This is a genomic window from Comamonas sp. CMM03 (assembly GCF_019218715.1).
GTDB classification, from domain to species: Bacteria; Pseudomonadota; Gammaproteobacteria; order Burkholderiales; family Burkholderiaceae_C; genus Comamonas; species Comamonas terrigena.
Genome location: NZ_JAHUXB010000008.1, coordinates 1 through 16985 on the forward strand (window position 1 = coordinate 1; position 16985 = coordinate 16985).

Below are 16985 nucleotides of genomic sequence, written 5' to 3' on the forward strand. Positions count from 1 at the left end.
TGTCGCTGATGCGGCGGCTGCTGTCGGTGATCTGCTGCATGGAATGCACCACCTGCTGCACCACCGAGCCGCCCCGCTCGGCCGCCTGGGCGGCCATGCCGGCCAGCTGGTTGGCCTGGCGGGCGGTCTCGGACGATTGCGTCACGGTGGACGTCAGCTCTTCCATGCTGGCAGCAGTTTCTTCCAGGTTGGCCGCAGTCTGTTCGGTACGGGCCGACAGGTCCTGGTTGCCGGTGGCAATCTGGCTGGACGCCGCCGATACCGACTCCACCCCGCTGCGTACCTCACCCACCACCGCGCGCAGACGCACGGCCATGCGGTCCAGTGCATTCAGCAGATGGCCGAATTCATCCTTGCGCTCCACCTTGGCCTGGACCGTCAGGTCGCCGTTGCCGATGGATTCCGCCACCTGCACCGCATGCTCCAGCGGTTGGGTGATAGTGTGGATGATCTTGCGCATGACCAGCACCAGCACCAAAGCCAGTACCACCACCGTAACCGCACCGGCGACGGCCAGGGTCTGCTGTTCAGCCTGGGCCTGGGCGATGCCTGCATCGCGCTGGCGCTCCTGCAGCACCACGAAATCGTTCAGGCTGGCCGCGTATTTTTCGGCGGCCGGCAGGTATTCTTGGCGGGCAAAGTCGGTGCGGGCCGAGAAGGACTCCGACTGCCGCACGCTGTCCAGCTGCTGCATGATCGCAGCCACCTTGTCGGCCTCCCGCACCACGGCGGCCAGCCCCTCGCGGTCGGCCTCGGTCTGCAAGCCCTGCTCCACCGCCTTGCGCGCATCGGCAATCATGGTGCGGCCGTCATTCAGGCGCAGGTTGAACAGGTCCTCCACATGGGGTTCGCTGGTCGCGATGGCGGCTGTGGCCGTCTCCAGGCTCTTGAGGATGGCGCCCTGCCAGCGCAGAGCGGCAGAGATGTTGGCTTCATAGCGCTGCACCGTGCCGACGGTGCTGCCCATCAGGGCATTGGCCTTGTACTGCAGCAGCCCCCCCACGCCCAACACCAGCACCAGCAACGCCGCGATGGTGGCCCACAGTTTGTGGGAGACCCGCATATTCAAAACGCTCATCCAGACCCTCTTGCCTCATATGAAGCACCATCCCAGCGACAGTGCGATAGATGACACCCCCACGCAGCGGAGGACCGCAGCCCATGCAAGAGAAGCAACCTGGCAACCCTGACAAACTGCCGTAGGCCCATGGCTTTGCGACCCCGTCTTTCGCTCGGGTGTGCCGATGGAATCCGATTCTAAAAACATTCAGTTGCACTTGTTCGCAATCCAAAGAAACCCGTATAAAACCGTCTGTTTGTCGGTAAATGAACACAAAAAAAGCACCCGAAGGTGCTTTTTTTGCAGATACGTAGAAAACGCGTCGCCGGGGGCGTCACTCTTCCACGAAGGCTTCTTCGCGCTTGTTCTTCACTGCGGGCAGCGTCACGATGATCAGCAGCAACACAGCCAGAGCCAGCATCACGGCAGAGATGGGGCGAGTCACGAAGACCGACCAGTCACCACGCGACAGCAGCAGGGCGCGGCGCAGGTTTTCTTCCATCATCGGGCCCAGGATGAAGCCCAGCAGCAGCGGAGCAGGTTCGGTACCCAGCTTGTAGAACACATAGCCGATGAAACCGAAGATACCGACCAGCCAGACGTCGAACTCGGAGTTCTTCGTGCCGTACACGCCCACTGCGCAGAACAGCACGATGGCGGGGAACAGCCAGCGGTAAGGCACGGACAGCAGCTTGATCCACATGCCGATCATCGGCAGGTTCAAGATGATCAGCATGGCGTTACCGATCCACATCGAGGCGATCAGGCCCCAGAACAGTTCGGGGTTGCTGGTCATCACCTGGGGGCCAGGCTGGATGTTGTGGATGGTCATGGCACCCACCATCAGCGCCATCACGGCGTTGGGGGGGATACCCAGGGTCAGCAGCGGAATGAACGAGGTCTGCGAACCGGCGTTGTTGGCCGACTCAGGCGCCGTCACGCCACGGATATTGCCTTGGCCGAAGGGCACTTCGCCCGGACGCAGCTTGGTCTTCTTTTCGATGGTGTACGAAGCGAAGGCCGACAGCATGGCGCCGCCGCCAGGCAGGATACCCAGGGCCGAACCCAGCACCGTGCCACGGATCATGGCGGGCAGCATCAGCTTGAAGTCTTCCTTGGTGGGCATCAGGCCCTTGACCTTGGCAGTGAACACTTCGCGCTCGTCGTCGGGCTTGGACAGGTTGGCGATGATTTCACCGTAACCGAACACGCCCATGGCGATCACCACGAAGTCGATGCCGTCGGTCAGCTCGGGGATGTCAAAGCTGTAACGTGCCACGCCGGAGTTCACGTCGGTACCGATCATGCCGAACAGCAGACCCAGCACGATCATGCCCACAGCCTTCAGCAGGGAGCCGGAAGCCAGCACCACAGCGCCGATCAGGCCCAGGATCATCAGCGAGAAGTATTCAGCAGGGCCGAACTTGAAGGCGATTTCCGTCAGCGGAGGCGCAAAGGCAGCCAGGATGATGGTGCCCACGCAGCCTGCGAAGAACGAACCGATACCGGCAGCGGCCAGTGCAGGACCTGCACGCCCCTTGCGCGCCATCTGGTAGCCGTCGATCATCGTCACCACGGACGAGGACTCACCCGGCAAGTTCACCAAAATGGCAGTGGTCGAGCCACCGTACTGGGCACCGTAGTAGATACCGGCCAGCATGATCAGCGCAGCCACGGGGGGCAGCGAGTAGGTCGCGGGCAGCAGCATGGCGATGGTCGCCACAGGGCCCAGGCCCGGCAAGATACCGATCAGGGTACCCAGCACGCAACCGATCAGCGCGTACAACAGGTTCTGGGCGGTGAATGCAACGCCAAAACCGAGAGCTAAGTTGTCAAAGAGTTCCATGTTCTATCTCTCCCGCGATCAGCCGGTAATAAAGGTCGGCCACACCGGGAACTGCAGGTTCAACGCCCACACGAACACCACATAGCTGCCCACAGCCAGCACCAGCGCCAGAGCGATCACTTCCTTCAGATTGAAGGAGTAACCAGCGATACTGGCAATCAGCACCAAGGCAATGATGGCGACCATCAGACCCAGACCGGGGATACCCAGTGCAGGCACGCCCACCAGCAAGATGCCGAAGGCAAAGTTGGCTGCCAAAATGAAGAACACCTGTTTCCAGGCCCACTTGCCAATCGGATCCCCATCATCGGGGCCTTTGACGGTGGCCTTGAAGGCGATGACCAGGCCAATGAAGGCCAGGATCACACCCAGGATCAACGGAAAGTAGCCCGGGCCCATACGCGCACCGGTGCCGATGTTGTATTCAGATGCGCCAATGGCAAAAGCGCCACCGACCACCAGATACATCAGACCTGCAAAAAAGTCTTTTTGACTCTTGATTTTCACGAAAACGTCTCCTGCGAGGGATTAACGACCGGTGGATTCTGTAAGCAAAGCGTAGGTGATTTGATGTGGATTCCACCTACCAACGGCCTTGATTTCCCTGGCAACCACCCCATATCTCAGCGTTAACCCTTGGATACTTCGTGTGAATCACGGGTTAACCCGCAAACACTGCACACTGCTTAGGTCTCGTGGGGGCGTGGGGTGACCATTTCCGGCAAGGTGGGGAACTGTCTGCATCCTCTGCCCCCTCTCCTCCCGTCCCACGCGCAACAGGCTCCTGCCGCTGTGTAGGCCTGGCGGCGCGCCATGTTTCTGGGGCGCCAGCCCCCAGTCCACACCTGCGCCCCGCCTGCCAACCCGACATGCGGAAGTGCCCGCAGGCGGGCCATGCGGGCACGTGTGGTCGAGCATTGCGGGCTACAGGGCCCTCAAAGGCGGCGTCGCAGACACCGGCACACGCCCGACAGAAAGCCTGGCCTGCCAGCGCCGTCAGACGTAGACGTCGATGCGTCCCGGGCTGGCGGGCTTCTGTGCTGTCGCGGCATCTGCACCCTGCGCAGCAGCCTGCTTGCGTGCCGCCGCGTCCTGGGCCTGCTGCGCCTGCTGACGCTGCAGTGCCTCGATCTGAGCTTGCAGCGCCTGGAGTTGGACCTGCAGCAGGTCGGACATGCGCTGCTTGGTTTCCGCATCCATGTCGCTGGTGGCCAACTCTTTGAGCTTTTGCTGCGTATCCTTGATCTGCTGCTGCAAACGCTGGATCTGGGCCCCCACGTTGGCGGACGATGAGGTGCTCACCGAGGAGCTGGAGGAAGAGATGGACAGGTTCATGCTCTGGTCATCGGCAGGTCGCCGGAAAACTTGAGGGCCTGCCCAGCTTGCGCCTCAGCCGCTGGTCACAGATTCCTGTACCGGCTTGAGCACCTTGAGCCATTTGGTGGCCGGGAGATCCCAGCGCGCCTGCACCGACTCGGCCCGGGATTGGAGCTGCTCGCGCGAAGGACGGCTGGCCACGCGCTGCGCCAGCACCACGGTGTTGCCTTCGCGTGTGGGGCGAAAGGCCCACACGTTCTCCGCCCCGAACACGGCACTGATCTTGTCCAGGCTGGCCTGGTAGCTGCTCATGCGGCCGAACAGGTTCACCGTCATGCAACCTTCCGGCGTCAGGCTGTTGCGGCAATCGGCATAGAAGTCCTCACTGTCCAGCACCGGTGCGGCGGCGTTGTGGTCGTACAGATCCACCTGCAGCGCATCGACCTTGCCCTGCCATTCGGGACGGCGGATTTCCACTGCGGCATCGCCCAGCACCACGCGCAGGCTGTCGCTGTCCGGCGGCAGCTTGAACCAGCTGCGGCAGATGTTCACCACCTGGGGGTTCAGCTCGATGGCGGTGGTCGGCATGCGCAGTTTCTTGTGGTGGAACTTGGTCAGCGCCGCCGCACCCAGGCCCAGCTGCAGCGCCTGGCGGCTGGCCACGCTTTCGGGCGGCACAAATAGCAGCCAGGCCATCATGCGCTGCACGTATTCCAGATCGATCTCGAACGGCTCCTTGAGCTTCATCGATCCTTGCACCCAGGGCGTTCCCAGGTGCAGATAGCGCGAGACGCCATCGTCCGAGACGCTGACTTCGGGCAGCTCGTTCACAGTGGCACTTGCGGCCGGTTTCTTGCGGGAAGCCACGTTCTTCAATCCTTGTCCAACAATCCATGGGCGGCCATCACCTGCTGCCAGGCCTGCAGCTTGCGCTCCATGCTCCAGCTGGCATTGGCCGGGCTGGTGGAAGGCAGCTGGTGCACCTGCAAGCCCAGGCCATGCAGGGCGCGGGCATGCTTGGCGCTTTCGCCCCCGTTGTGCGCAACAGCCACCAGTTGCGGGCAGCGCTGCCTTAGCGCCGCAAAATCATTCACCTGCGGGTGGCGGATGGCGCTGTCCAGGCTGCCCTGGCGTTCGCAGCTGGCATACACATCCCACAGGCCCAGTCCGCGCGCCAGCAGCCATTCGCAGCGGCCGGCGTAATCAGCGCGGTCCGGCTGCGGATACTGCGGCCACAACCGCTGCAAGATGGGCCAAAACTGGTTGCGCGGGTGGCCGTAATACTGCCGGGCCTGCAGCGAGGCCACGCCCGGAAAACTGCCCAGCACCACCAGCCGTGTACGTGCATCGGCCACCGGGGGCAGGCCCTGCAGGCGCTGGGCGGTGGAAGAAGCGGGCACGGTGGCAGACGGCATGGCCGCGATTGTGCGGGCAATGCATGTCGCACGCCGGGGCGCGGTTATTGCACAGGTACAGGCATGGGCCGGTGCCTGACCACGGGCGCCTGTGGACTGCGGCCTGCGCCCCCACCAGACATGGCGCCTGCGGTGCCAGTGGCTTCAGTCTGCAGGGCAGGCAGGCAAGCCGCGCAGGGCTGCGCGCGCATTGGCGGTGGTGGCTGTCTGCAGCGCTGGCAGCGGCATCCCCCGCAGCAGGGCGATCTCCTGGGCGATGCGCGGCAACTCGGCGCTGGTGTTACGCCCCTGCGGCTGGCCGGCAGCACGCTGCTCGGCCGTGGTGTAGAGCCAGTGCGGCGGAATATCGGGCGCATCGGTTTCCAGCACGATGCTCTCCAGGGGCAGTGTGACCGCCAGCTCGCGCAGCTTGAGCGCACGGTCATAGGTGATGGCGCCACCAAATCCCAGTTTGAAGCCCAAATCGATGAAGGCCTGCGCCTGCTGGGCGCTGCCATTGAAGGCATGGGCAATGCCGCCCACCACAGGCGTGGCACGCAGGGTCTTGAGCAGGCGGTCACTGCTTTTGCGCACATGCAGGATCACCGGCAGACCGAAAGTGCGGGCCAGCTGGATTTGCTGTTCATAGAACCAGATCTGGCGCTCGTGGTCCAGGCCGGGGACAAAGAAGTCCAGCCCGATCTCGCCCACTGCCACCAGCTGCGGATCGCCCTGGCGCTCGGCCAGCACGGCGCGCAGCGCGGCGATGTCCGCCTCCTGTGCACGTGGCGTGTACAGCGGGTGGATGCCCAGGGCGTAGCTGTCGCCATGGCGCTGGGCCAGGGCAATCGCGCCGCTCCAGTGGGCGCGCTCCACAGCGGGAATGACGATGTGCTCCACGCCCCGCGCGCGGGCGGCAGCGCGCACGGCATCGCGGTCGGCGTCGAACTCCGGTGCATCCAGGTGGCAATGGGTGTCGATCCAGCAAGACATGGCCGGGATGATGCCACCGCCCATCCGGCGCACCGCCGCCAACGGTTGCCGCCGGGGCACTTTATTCCCTGCATGGCCGGTTTTTTGCCGCATAAAAGCTACTGGGCATGCCCAGGCCCTTGCATACCGATCCGTACGCCTGGAGCATTGACAGCCCAAGCACCACCGGAAGCAGCCATGCCATTTTTTGATTGGAAACGCCGGCAGCAGCGGGAACTGGACGGGCAGTTGCAAGCCATCCACAAGTCGCAGGCCGTGATCGAATTCAACCTGCAAGGCCAGATCCTCCAGGCCAACGACAACTTTCTGCGCTGCACCGGTTACACCCTGGCCGAAGTGCTGCACCAGCACCACCGCATGTTTGTGGAGCCTGCCTATGCGGCCAGCCCGGCCTATGCCGACTTCTGGCGCCGCCTGGCCCAGGGCGAAGCCGAAACCGGCCGCTACTGCCGGCTGGCCAAGGGCGGGCGTGAAGTCTGGCTGCAGGCCTGCTACAGCCCCATCTACGACGCCCACGGCAAACCCTACAAGGTGGTGAAATACGCCACCGACATCACCCAGCAGCAGGAACGCGAGGCCGATGCGCAGGGCCAACTGGCGGCCATCTCCAAGGTGCAGGCCATCATCGAGTTTGCGCTGGACGGCACCATCCTGCACGCCAACGAGCTGTTCCTGCGCACCACGGGCTACGCGCTGTCAGAGATTGTCGGCAAGCACCACCGCATCTTCATGCCCCCTGGCGAGGCCCAAAGCCCGACCTACCGCACGTTCTGGGAGCGCCTGGCGCAGGGCAGGCATGATGCCGGCCAGTACCAGCGCATGGGCAAGAACGGCAAGCCCATCTGGATCGAGGCCAGCTACAACCCCATCCTGGACGCCAACGGCCGACCGTTCAAGGTGGTGAAGTACGCCACCGACATCACCCGCAGCCACACCGCTGCCCTGACACTGCGCACCGCGGTGCAGGAGCTGGGCCACAGCGCCGAGCACACCCACCAGGCCAACCAGCTGGCACAGAACGCCAGCGCCATCGCGGAGACCGGCGGCAGCACCATGCGCGACGTGGTGCAGACCATGGAGCAGATCCGCAGCGGAGCGCTGCGCATCGCCGACATCATCGGCCTGATGGATGCCATCACTTTCCAGACCAATATCCTGGCGCTGAACGCCGCCGTGGAAGCCGCCCGCGCCGGCGAGCAGGGCCGGGGTTTTGCCGTGGTGGCCAGCGAGGTGCGCTCCCTGGCCGGGCGCAGCGCCACGGCCGCCAAGGAAATCAAGCAGCTGATCCAGACCTCCAATGCGCAGGTGGCACGGGGGGCGGAGCTGGTGCAGCGCGCCGGCGACACCATGGAAGGCATTGTTCAGGCCTCGCGCGAGGTCAGCAGCATCCTGGGCAATGTGGCCAGCCATGCCATCGCCCAGTCTGCCCAGTTGCGCAGCCTGAGCGACGCCCTCAGCAACCAGGAGCATCAGGACCGGCAGGTCGCCCCAGGCCCTGTGGCACAACTGTCCGCGCGGCCCATGGCCCGGCCGGCAGGCAGCACGCTCAGAGCCGTGGACACGCCCCAGTTGACCGCAGCTTGAGGACCAAGACGCGGCACGAGGCCGCAAGCCGCAGGCCGTACACCGCGTACGGCACGGCGGAACAACGGTGTACCGCGGGTGGTGCGGGCGGCGCTTACTGCAGCTGGCCTTGCACCAGGCGCACCACGCGGTCGCAGCGCGCTGCCAGGGTTTCATCGTGGGTGACCAGCACAAATGCCGTGCCATGGCTGCGCGCCAGCTCCAGCATCAGGGCGAACACGCTGTCGGCGGTGGAACGGTCCAGGTTGCCGGTGGGTTCGTCCGCCAGCACGCACGCGGGCTGGGTGACCAGGGCCCGGGCAATGGCCACGCGCTGGCGCTCGCCGCCGGACAGTTCGGCCGGGCGGTGCTCCAGCCGGGGCGACAGCCCCACGGCCGCCAGCATCTGCGCAGCCTGCTCCATGGTCTGGCCCTTGTCCATGCGGCGGATGCGCAGCGGCATGCCCACATTCTCCTGTGCGGTGAATTCCGGCAGCAGGTGGTGGAACTGGTAGATGAAGCCCAGATGGCGGTTGCGCAGTGCGCCCTGCTTTTGCGGGCTGAGCTGGTGCAGCGGCTGGCCCATCAGCTGCACGCTGCCGGTGCTGGGGGCATCCAGCCCGCCCAGCAGATGCAGCAGTGTGCTCTTGCCCGAGCCTGAGGCGCCGACGATGGCCAGCGTCTCGCCGGCATGCACCGTCAGGTCCACACCGCGCAGCACATGCACATCCAGCTTGCCTTCGGTAAAACGCTTGCCCAGTCCGCGGGCTTCCAACACGACTTGCTTATTCATAACGCAGGGCCTCCGCCGGGTTCACGCGGCTGGCCCGCCAGCTGGGGTAGATGGTGGCCACGAAGGCCAGGATCAGGGAGATGATGCCTATGGGCACGATGTCGCTGCTTTGCGGATCGCTGGGCATCTTGCTGATCAGGTAGATGTCCTTGGGCAGGAAACTGGCGCCCAGCAAATGTTCGATGGCCGGCACGATGACGTCGATGTTCAGCGCCACCAGCAGGCCCAGTGCCAGGCCGCCAAAGGTTCCGATCACCCCCACCATGGCGCCTTGCACCATGAAGATGCCCATGATGGACGAGGGAGAGGCGCCCAAGGTGCGCAGGATGGCGATGTCAGCGCGCTTGTCGGTCACCGTCATCACCAGCGTCGACACCAGATTGAATGCGGCCACGGCCACGATCAGGGTCAGGATGATGAACATCATGCGTTTTTCCACCTGCACGGCAGCAAACCAGGTCTTGTTCTGCTGCGTCCAGTCCCGGATGAACAGGTGGTCGCTCAGCGTGTTGACCAGCTCGCGCGCCACTGCGGGCGCGGCGTGCAGATCCTGCAGCTTCAGGCGAATGCCGGTGGGCCCTTCCAGGCGGAACAGGCGCTGCGCATCCTCGTAGTGCAGCATGGCCATGGAAGAGTCGTATTCGTAGTGGCCGGAGTCGAAGGTGCCCGACACCGTCATCTGCTTGAGGCGAGGCACCACGCCGGCCGGCGTGACCTGGCCGCCCGGCGCGATCAGCGTGACCACATCGCCCACGCGCACGCCCAGCGACCGGGCCAGTTCCACCCCCAGCACCACGTGGAAGCTGCCGGAGGTCAGCGTGGCCAGGGCAGGCGCATTGTGCGTGGCCACATCCGTGACCTCGCCTTCGTGGGCCGGGTCAATGCCGCGCACCAGGGCGCCCTTCATGTCCTCGCCACGCGCCAGCAGCGCCTGGGCGGCGACAAAAGGCGCAGCCCCGACCACTGCCGGGTTGGACTTGGCCTCGGCCATGGTGCGGTTCACATCGGGCAGCGCCGAGCCATCGGGGGCGAAAATCTCGATGTGCGAGACCACGCTGAGCATGCGGTCGCGCACTTCTTTCTGAAAACCGTTCATCACGCTCAGCACAATGATCAGCGCCGCAACGCCAAGCGCGATGCCCAGCATGGACACGCCAGAGATGAACGAGATAAAACCGTTACGCCGCGTGGCGCGGCCGGCGCGCGTGTAGCGCCAGCCCAAAGCCAGTTCATAGGGAAATTGCATGGTGGCCGCATTGTGGCATTGCCGGCACAAGCCCAGAACCGTGCCGGTCTTGGCAGGCTTGTGACGACCTGTGACGGCCCGCGCGCACCGGGGCCGGTCAGCGTCCGGCGGCTAGATCCAGCCCAGCGCGCCCAGCAAGGCGCCCGCGCCCAGCATCCACAACAGGTGCACCCGTGTCTTCCACACCAGCAGCGTGGTGGTGGCAGCAATCAGCCAGGGCACCCAGCGGTGCAGGGCGCCGGTGTCGCGTGCCGCCAGGATCCACCCCGTGGCCAGCACCAGCCCCACCACCAGCGGCACCATGCCCAGGCGGAAGGCCCGCACCGAGCGGCGATGACGGTTCTGCCGCATCCAGCGCGTGCTGGTCCACACCAGGATGGAGCTGGGCAGCAGCATGCCCAGCATGCAGGCCAGGCAGCCGCCCAGCGCCGCCAGCCAGGTGATGGCGCCCCGGTCCGCGCCCACCGCATTCAGGCCGATGTTCCAGCCCAGCAGGGCCACGTACATGATGTTGGGGCCCGGCGCCGCCTGGGCGATCGAGATCGAGGTGGAGAACTGGTCGCCGGACAGCCAGCCTTTGCCATCCACCACATGGCGGTACATATCGGGCGCCGTAGCCATGGCACCGCCCACCGACAGCAGCGACAAGGACAGGAAATAGGCCAGCAGCTGCAGCCAGCCGGCCGCATCCAGCACCAGAGGGGTCAGTCCTGTCGTCATGCTGCGAGCTTTCTCCAGGTCAGCCAGCAACCGGCACCGCCGACCACCGGCAGCACCCACCACAGCGGCCATTGCAGCCACACCATCATGGCGAACGCGGCTGCCGCCAGCAGCCAGCCGAACCACAGCGCCAGCGGATGGCCCACCAACCCGGCCGACAGCTTGATGCCCGTGCCCAGCACCAGCCCGGCCGCCACCGCCCCCATGCCACGCAGCGCCCCCGCCACCGCCGGGTGGTCGGCCCATTGGATGTAGAGGCTGCCCAGCGCCAACACCAGCACAGTGGGCGCCAGCAACATGCCCGCAATGGCCGCCAGTGCGCCGCGCAAGCCAAAGTGGCGTTCACCGAACATGATGCAGAGGTTGACCACATTCGGCCCCGGAAACACCTGGGCTGCGGCCCAGTCCTGCAGGAACTCTTCCTGCGTCATCCAGCGGCGGCGTTCCACCATCTCGCGCTGGATCACCGCCATCACGCCGCCAAAGCCCTGCAGCGCCAGCAAGGAAAACGCCCAGAACATGGCGGCGGGCGACGCGGGTGCGCACGGCGCCGCCGTGGCACTGGGGGTATCGGGCACGGGAGAGGTCATGGCAGGCAGCGCGGCGCAAGGCAATGGAGGGAGAGCTGGATGCTACTGCCAGCGGCCCTGCGCTGCCGCCACCCCTGAGACAGACAGGGCACGCAATGGGCGATGCTGGACCTGCACAAATCCTGGGACCCACCCCCTTGCCAGGCCACTGACTACCAGAAGCACCGCACCGTGCCGCGGTGGGCACGGCCGCCCGGAACCAGGGAGATGCCGGTGCCGGCGCGGCACGTCCCCGGCCCTTGGCCGACAATAGCGGCCATGTCCGTCCCCTCGCTCCCGTTTCCCCACACCGGCGTCGCCGCTGCCACCGCCGGCCACCGCCAGGTGCTGATCCCCTACGCTGCCATGACCGGCGTGGACTGGCAATACCAGGGCCAGCCGCTGAAACTGCCGCAGCTGGACGCAGTGCTGGCCCGGCTGGCCGCCGCCGACACCCTGTCGGGCGACGAGGACGACCTCAGCCCCCCGCACGAGCGCATGGCCGCCCTGTGGCGCGGCTGGGCCGACCTGGCGGCCACACGCAACATCAGCCTGCCCTGGGCCGCACTGGCCGCCGCCAGCAGGCCCGACTGCGCCCAAGGCGGCACGGCCGGCGGGGCCTGGGCCTTCATGAGCCCCTGCCACTGGACCGCCGGCGCCGACCAGATCCGCATGGACAACCCGGCCGATCTGCAGCTGGACGAAGCCGATTCCCGCGCCCTGCTGGCCCTGTTGTCGCCCTGGTTTGCCGAGGACGGCTTTCACCTGCACTACGAGCGCCCGGACCGCTGGCTGGTGCATGGCCCGGCCTTGCAGGCGCTGCAATCGGCCGCACTGGACCGCGTGCTGCTGCGCGACGTACGCCACTGGCAGCCCGATGCCGGACAGAACCGCACGCTGCAGCGCCTGCACAGCGAAGTGCAGATGCTGCTCTACACCCATGCCTTCAACGACCGGCGTGCCGAACGCGGCCAGTTGCCCGTCAACGCCTTCTGGCTGTATGGCGCCGGCGCCCTGCCCGCTTCGCGTGCACCGGTCACCAGCCCCAACCCGGAGGTCTGGGAGCAGTTGCGCGTGCCCGCGCTGACCGGCAGCCACGACAGCTGGTTGCAAGCCTGGGCGGACCTCGACGCCGGCCCCATGGCCGATCTGCTGCACCATCTGCACAGCGGAGGCACCGCCACCCTGGCCCTGTGCGGTGAACGCAGCGCACGCAGCTTCACCACGGGGCCCCGCAGCCTGGGCCAGCGCATCCAGAGCATCTTGAAGCCCCAGCGCTTTAGCAGCGTGCGTGAAGCGCTATGAAAATCATTGCCAAAGAGATTCCCGAAGCCAGCGTGCAACAGCTGGTAGCCGCCGGCGTGCACCCGCTGTGGGCGCGCCTGTATGTCGCACGCGGCGTGTGCTCGGCCGACGAGCTGGACCCCGCCCTGGGCAAGCTGCTGCCGCCATCCACCCTGCTGGGCGTGGAACAGGCCGCCCGCGTGCTGGCCGATGCCATTGCGCAGCAGCAGCACCTGTGCATCGTGGCCGACTATGACTGCGACGGCGCCACCGCCTGCGCGGTGGCCGTGCGCGGCCTGCGCATGCTGGGCGCGCGCCAGGTCAGCTATGAGGTGCCGGACCGTGTGGTGGACGGCTATGGCCTGTCCGCACCCATTGCCCGCCGCGTCAAGGACAAAGGTGCCGACGTGCTGGTGACCGTGGACAACGGCATCGGCAGCATCGACGGCGTGGCCGCCGCCACCGCCCTGGGCCTGACGGTGGTGGTGACCGACCACCACCTGCCGGGGGAGCAGCTGCCCCAGCCCCACGCCATGGTCAACCCCAACCAGCCCGGCTGCGGTTTTGCCAGCAAGGCTTTGGCCGGCGTGGGCGTGATGTTCTATGTGCTGCTGGCCCTGCGCAGCGAGCTGCGCGCGCGCGGCGTCTTCGATGCCGGCAACCAGCCCAAGCTGGACACCTTGCTGCCCCTGGTGGCCCTGGGCACGGTGGCCGATGTGGTCAAGCTGGACGCCAACAACCGCCGCCTGGTCGCCCAGGGGCTGCAGCGCATCCGCAAAGGCCATATGCAGGCCGGCATCCGCGCCCTGTACGAAGCGGCCGGCCGGGAGTTCCAGCAGGCCGCCACATCCGACTTCGGCTTTGCACTGGGCCCGCGCATCAACGCCGCAGGCCGTCTGGCGGACATGACCATCGGCATCGAATGCCTGACCACCGACAACTACGAGCACGCGCTGACACTGGCACGCCAGCTCAACAGCATCAACCGCGAGCGCCAGGAGATCGAAGGTGGCATGCGCCAGCAGGCCTTTGCCCTGGCCGATGAACTGTTCGAGGACGGCATCCTTCCGCCACCGGCCGTGAGCGTGTTCGATCCGGACTTTCACGAAGGCGTGGTCGGCATCGTGGCCTCGCGCGTCAAGGACCGCCTGCACCGACCCACGTTTGTGTTTGCCGCCAGCCAGGCGCCCGGCAAGGAGCACGAACTCAAGGGCTCCGGCCGCTCCATCCCCGGTTTTCACCTGCGCGATGCGCTGGATCTGGTGGGCAAGCGCCACCCCGGCCTGCTGCTGCGCTTTGGCGGCCATGCCATGGCGGCCGGCTGCACCATTCCCGAAGAAGGCTTTGAAACCTTCGAGCAGGCCTTTTCCCGGGTGGCCCAGGAATGGCTGGACGCCGCCACGCTGACGCGCTGCGTGGAAACCGATGGCCCGCTGCGCCCCGAATTCCGCCAGGCCGAGATGGTGGAACGCCTGAACCTCGATGTCTGGGGCCAGGGCTTTGCCCACCCCACGTTCAGCGAGGAAGTGGAAGTGGTCTCCCAGCGCCTGGTGGGTGAGAAGCACCTGAAGCTGCAGCTGCGCCACCAGGGCGATGTGGTGGATGGCATCTGGTTTGGCCGCACCGAGCCGGTGCCCGAGCGGGTGTACATGGCCTTCCGCCTGGACATCAACGAATGGCGCGGCGAGCGCAAGGTGCAGTTTCTGATTGAAGGCGCGGAGTGCTGAACACGGTCTGCACCCTGCCCTTCAGGCGGCCTGCTGCATCGCCCTTTTGCTGCTGATCGCCGGTCTATGAAAAAAGCCCTGTGCAGATGCCTGCACAGGGCTTTTTGTTTGAAGACCCGGCACAGCACGGTACATGCCCGTGCTCGTGCCTGTTCCGTGGAGCGAATTAAAAGGTTTCCCAGTCGTCATCCGCCGTGGTGGCGGCCACCGTCTGTGGCTTGGACGGCAAGGCGGCGGCGGGCTTGGCTGCCGCTGCCCCAGGGGGAGACGCCGGCGCCAGGGTTTTGCGCGGCGCCGCCACACCGCCGGATACGGGTTTGGCCACAGGCGCAGGGGCCTTGCGCGGTGCCGCCGTGGGGGCGGGCGCCAGGCGCGGCGCGGCAGCGCTGCGCCCCAGGCTTTCCTGGCCCACGTTGAACACCGCCACCACCTGCTCCAGGCGCTGGGCCTGTTCGCGCATCGCCGTAGCCGCGGCGGTGGACTCTTCCACCAGCGCCGCGTTCTGCTGTGTCATCTGGTCCAGGTTGCCAATGGCGCTGTTGACCTGGCCGATACCGTCACGCTGTTCCAGCGAGGCCGCGGTGATTTCGCCAATCAGATCACTGACACGGCGCACGCTCTGCACGATCTCCTGCATGCTCTGGCCGGCCTGCTCCACCTGTTGCGAGCCCGATTCCACATTGCTCACGCTGGTGGTGATCAGGGCCTTGATTTCCTTGGCGGCTTCGGCGCTGCGGCCGGCCAGGGAACGCACTTCCCCGGCCACCACGGCAAAGCCCCGACCCTGCTCACCGGCACGGGCCGCTTCCACCGCCGCGTTCAGCGCCAGGATATTGGTCTGGAAGGCGATGCCGTCGATCACGCCGATGATGTCGCTGATGCGGCGGCTGCTGTCGGTGATCTGCTGCATGGAATGCACCACCTGCTGCACCACGGCACCACCGCGCTCGGCCGCCTGGGCGGCCGTGCTGGCCAGCTGGTTGGCCTGGCGGGCGGTTTCGGACGATTGCGTCACGGTGGATGTCAGCTCTTCCATGCTGGCAGCGGTTTCTTCCAGGTTGGCTGCGGTCTGCTCGGTGCGGGCCGACAGATCCTGGTTGCCGGTGGCAATCTGGCTGGAGGCTGCCGACACCGATTCCACCCCGGTGCGCACCTCGCCCACCACCGAACGCAGCTTGTGCGTCATCGTGGCCAGGCTGCGCAGCAGGTGGCCCATCTCATCCTTGCGATCGTCGTGCACATCCACCGTCAGGTCGCCGTCGGCGATCTGGTCTGCCAGATGCACTGCCCGGTCCAGTGGACGGGTGATGGAGCGCACCAGCAACGCCGCCAGGTACAGCCCCACCAGCACCAGCACCAGACTGCAGACTCCGGCCACGCCGTAGGCTTCCATGCGCTTGCGCTGACCCGCGGCCTTGGCTTCCTCACGCATCTGCTCCTGCAGGGTGATCAGCGCCTCCTGCTCCTTGATGTACTGCACCGCCGAAGGGCGCAGTTGCTTTTCCGCAATCTCGGCGGCGGCCAGCATATCGCCCTGGTTGCGCGCTTCCTGCGCCTTGGCGATGTCCGCCAGGGTCTGCGTGCGCGCCTTGCCCACTTTCTCCAGTTGGGCCTTTTCGGCTGCGCTGTCGGCCATCTCCAGCACCAGGCGCTGGGTTTCGGTGATCTGGGCCGTGCCGCCGGTGGCCAGCTTCTTCATCTGGTCCACGATCTGGGACTCGGAGGACATCACGCTCACCACGTAGCGCTCCACCGCCACCTCGGTCATGGCGCGCCAGCGCATGGACAGCACGATGCGCTTGTCCGCCCACTCCATCTGCTTGGCCACGTCGGCATCGACACGGTCCGAATACACCATCAACCCAAAAGCCAGCAGCACCATGGCCGACATGGATCCCAACACCACCGCCCACAGCTTGTGGGCCACGCGAATATTCTGCAAGTTCATGGATACCGTCCTGGCGCAGTGCCAATCGAAAAAAGCGGGCATGGCAACCCGCTTTCATTCTCTTTGCCACATCCGACGAGCGGTACAGGCGCTCTCCCGATTGACAAAAACTACTGTTTCGTATTGATACATTGCAGTGCAGCATTTCCTCCAGTCCGGGCAACAAAAAGCCGCCCTTAGGCGGCTTTGCTGGACTTGGCAAGCAGTAGGTACTTGCCCACTGATGCACATCAGAAGTGCATCAGAACATCTCCCAATCGTCGTCCGCGCCGGCAGCCGCCGTCTTGCCGGGCTGTGCCGGCGCAGCGGTGGGCACGGCAGCACCGGGGGCCTTGTCGGGCGCCAAAGCCGGGGTTTTGCGCAGTGCAGGCGCCGCCGCAGCGGCGGGCTTGGCCTTGGGGGCTGCCACGGCGGCAGGGCGCGCCGCAGGTGCCTGCGCGCGGGGCGCAGCCACCGCCACGGGTGCCGCAGCGGCCGGGCGTGCCGCAACGCTGCGCACCTGGCTGTCCTGGCCCACATTGAACA

Annotated in this window: 15 protein-coding genes, 1 pseudogene and 1 riboswitch; of the genes and pseudogenes, 3 read left to right on the plus strand and 13 right to left on the minus strand. The window is 66.0% G+C overall.

Annotated elements, in window-relative coordinates; all coding sequences use genetic code 11:
* From KW830_RS21005 to KW830_RS21035, 7 genes are all read right to left on the minus strand, one after another.
* Positions 1 to 1078: HAMP domain-containing protein (locus tag KW830_RS21005; RefSeq protein ID WP_218334308.1), on the minus strand; the 1078-nt coding region annotated here is incomplete at its 3' end.
* Positions 1079 to 1168: 90 nt separating this feature from the next.
* Positions 1169 to 1253: riboswitch (cyclic di-GMP riboswitch) on the minus strand.
* A gap of 141 nt (positions 1254 to 1394) precedes the next feature.
* Entirely contained in the window at positions 1395 to 2906 is a 1512-nt protein-coding gene (locus KW830_RS21010) for a tripartite tricarboxylate transporter permease (RefSeq protein ID WP_218334309.1), read from the minus strand.
* 18 nt (positions 2907 to 2924) lie between these two features.
* Positions 2925 to 3413, minus strand: coding sequence for a tripartite tricarboxylate transporter TctB family protein (locus tag KW830_RS21015; protein WP_218334310.1), 489 nt, complete (start codon positions 3411 to 3413; stop codon positions 2925 to 2927).
* A gap of 489 nt (positions 3414 to 3902) precedes the next feature.
* Positions 3903 to 4241 carry a FlxA-like family protein gene (locus KW830_RS21020; RefSeq protein WP_066542027.1) on the minus strand — a complete coding sequence of 113 codons (339 nt, stop codon included), beginning with the start codon at positions 4239 to 4241 and terminating at the stop codon, positions 3903 to 3905.
* A gap of 54 nt (positions 4242 to 4295) precedes the next feature.
* Entirely contained in the window at positions 4296 to 5090 is a 795-nt protein-coding gene (locus KW830_RS21025; RefSeq protein ID WP_066542050.1) for a spermidine synthase, read from the minus strand.
* Positions 5091 to 5095: 5 nt separating this feature from the next.
* Positions 5096 to 5638, minus strand: coding sequence for a DNA-deoxyinosine glycosylase (locus KW830_RS21030; RefSeq protein ID WP_066542036.1), 543 nt, complete (start codon positions 5636 to 5638; stop codon positions 5096 to 5098).
* A gap of 144 nt (positions 5639 to 5782) precedes the next feature.
* Positions 5783 to 6610, minus strand: coding sequence for a TatD family hydrolase (locus KW830_RS21035; RefSeq protein WP_218334311.1), 828 nt, complete (start codon positions 6608 to 6610; stop codon positions 5783 to 5785).
* Between the two features lie 177 nt (positions 6611 to 6787).
* Between KW830_RS21035 and KW830_RS21585 the strand changes: the two genes are divergently transcribed.
* Positions 6788 to 8194 carry a methyl-accepting chemotaxis protein gene (locus tag KW830_RS21585; RefSeq protein ID WP_218334312.1) on the plus strand — a complete coding sequence of 469 codons (1407 nt, stop codon included), beginning with the start codon at positions 6788 to 6790 and terminating at the stop codon, positions 8192 to 8194.
* A 94-nt stretch (positions 8195 to 8288) separates the two neighbouring features.
* Here the strand turns inward: KW830_RS21585 and lolD are convergent, their stop codons facing one another.
* From lolD to KW830_RS21060, 4 genes are all read right to left on the minus strand, one after another.
* Positions 8289 to 8966, minus strand: coding sequence for a lipoprotein-releasing ABC transporter ATP-binding protein LolD (lolD, locus tag KW830_RS21045; protein WP_066542038.1), 678 nt, complete (start codon positions 8964 to 8966; stop codon positions 8289 to 8291).
* Positions 8959 to 10212, minus strand: a complete 1254-nt coding sequence (locus KW830_RS21050) for a lipoprotein-releasing ABC transporter permease subunit (RefSeq protein WP_066542042.1) — start codon at positions 10210 to 10212, stop codon at positions 8959 to 8961. Before KW830_RS21050 ends, lolD begins: the two co-directional genes overlap by 8 nt.
* A gap of 111 nt (positions 10213 to 10323) precedes the next feature.
* A complete protein-coding gene (locus KW830_RS21055) occupies positions 10324 to 10932 on the minus strand; it encodes a chromate transporter (RefSeq protein ID WP_066542044.1) in 609 nt (202 codons plus the stop codon).
* On the minus strand, positions 10929 to 11522 hold the full coding sequence (locus KW830_RS21060; RefSeq protein WP_066542046.1) for a chromate transporter: 594 nt from the start codon (positions 11520 to 11522) through the stop codon (positions 10929 to 10931). Before KW830_RS21060 ends, KW830_RS21055 begins: the two co-directional genes overlap by 4 nt.
* Before the next feature lie 258 nt (positions 11523 to 11780).
* Between KW830_RS21060 and KW830_RS21065 the strand changes: the two genes are divergently transcribed.
* The gene (locus tag KW830_RS21065) at positions 11781 to 12806 is read left to right on the plus strand and encodes a phosphoglycerate mutase (protein WP_255578947.1); all 1026 of its coding nucleotides are present in this window, start codon (positions 11781 to 11783) and stop codon (positions 12804 to 12806) included.
* Positions 12803 to 14512, plus strand: a complete 1710-nt coding sequence (gene recJ, locus KW830_RS21070) for a single-stranded-DNA-specific exonuclease RecJ (protein WP_066542048.1) — start codon at positions 12803 to 12805, stop codon at positions 14510 to 14512. The genes KW830_RS21065 and recJ overlap by 4 nt, the downstream gene beginning before the upstream one ends.
* 166 nt (positions 14513 to 14678) lie before the next feature.
* Here the strand turns inward: recJ and KW830_RS21075 are convergent, their stop codons facing one another.
* Together KW830_RS21075 and KW830_RS21080 are read right to left on the minus strand one after the other, a co-directional pair.
* On the minus strand, positions 14679 to 16460 hold the full coding sequence (locus KW830_RS21075; protein ID WP_218334313.1) for a methyl-accepting chemotaxis protein: 1782 nt from the start codon (positions 16458 to 16460) through the stop codon (positions 14679 to 14681).
* Between the two features lie 241 nt (positions 16461 to 16701).
* Positions 16702 to 16985, minus strand: a pseudogene (locus tag KW830_RS21080) (methyl-accepting chemotaxis protein); the annotation flags it as partial.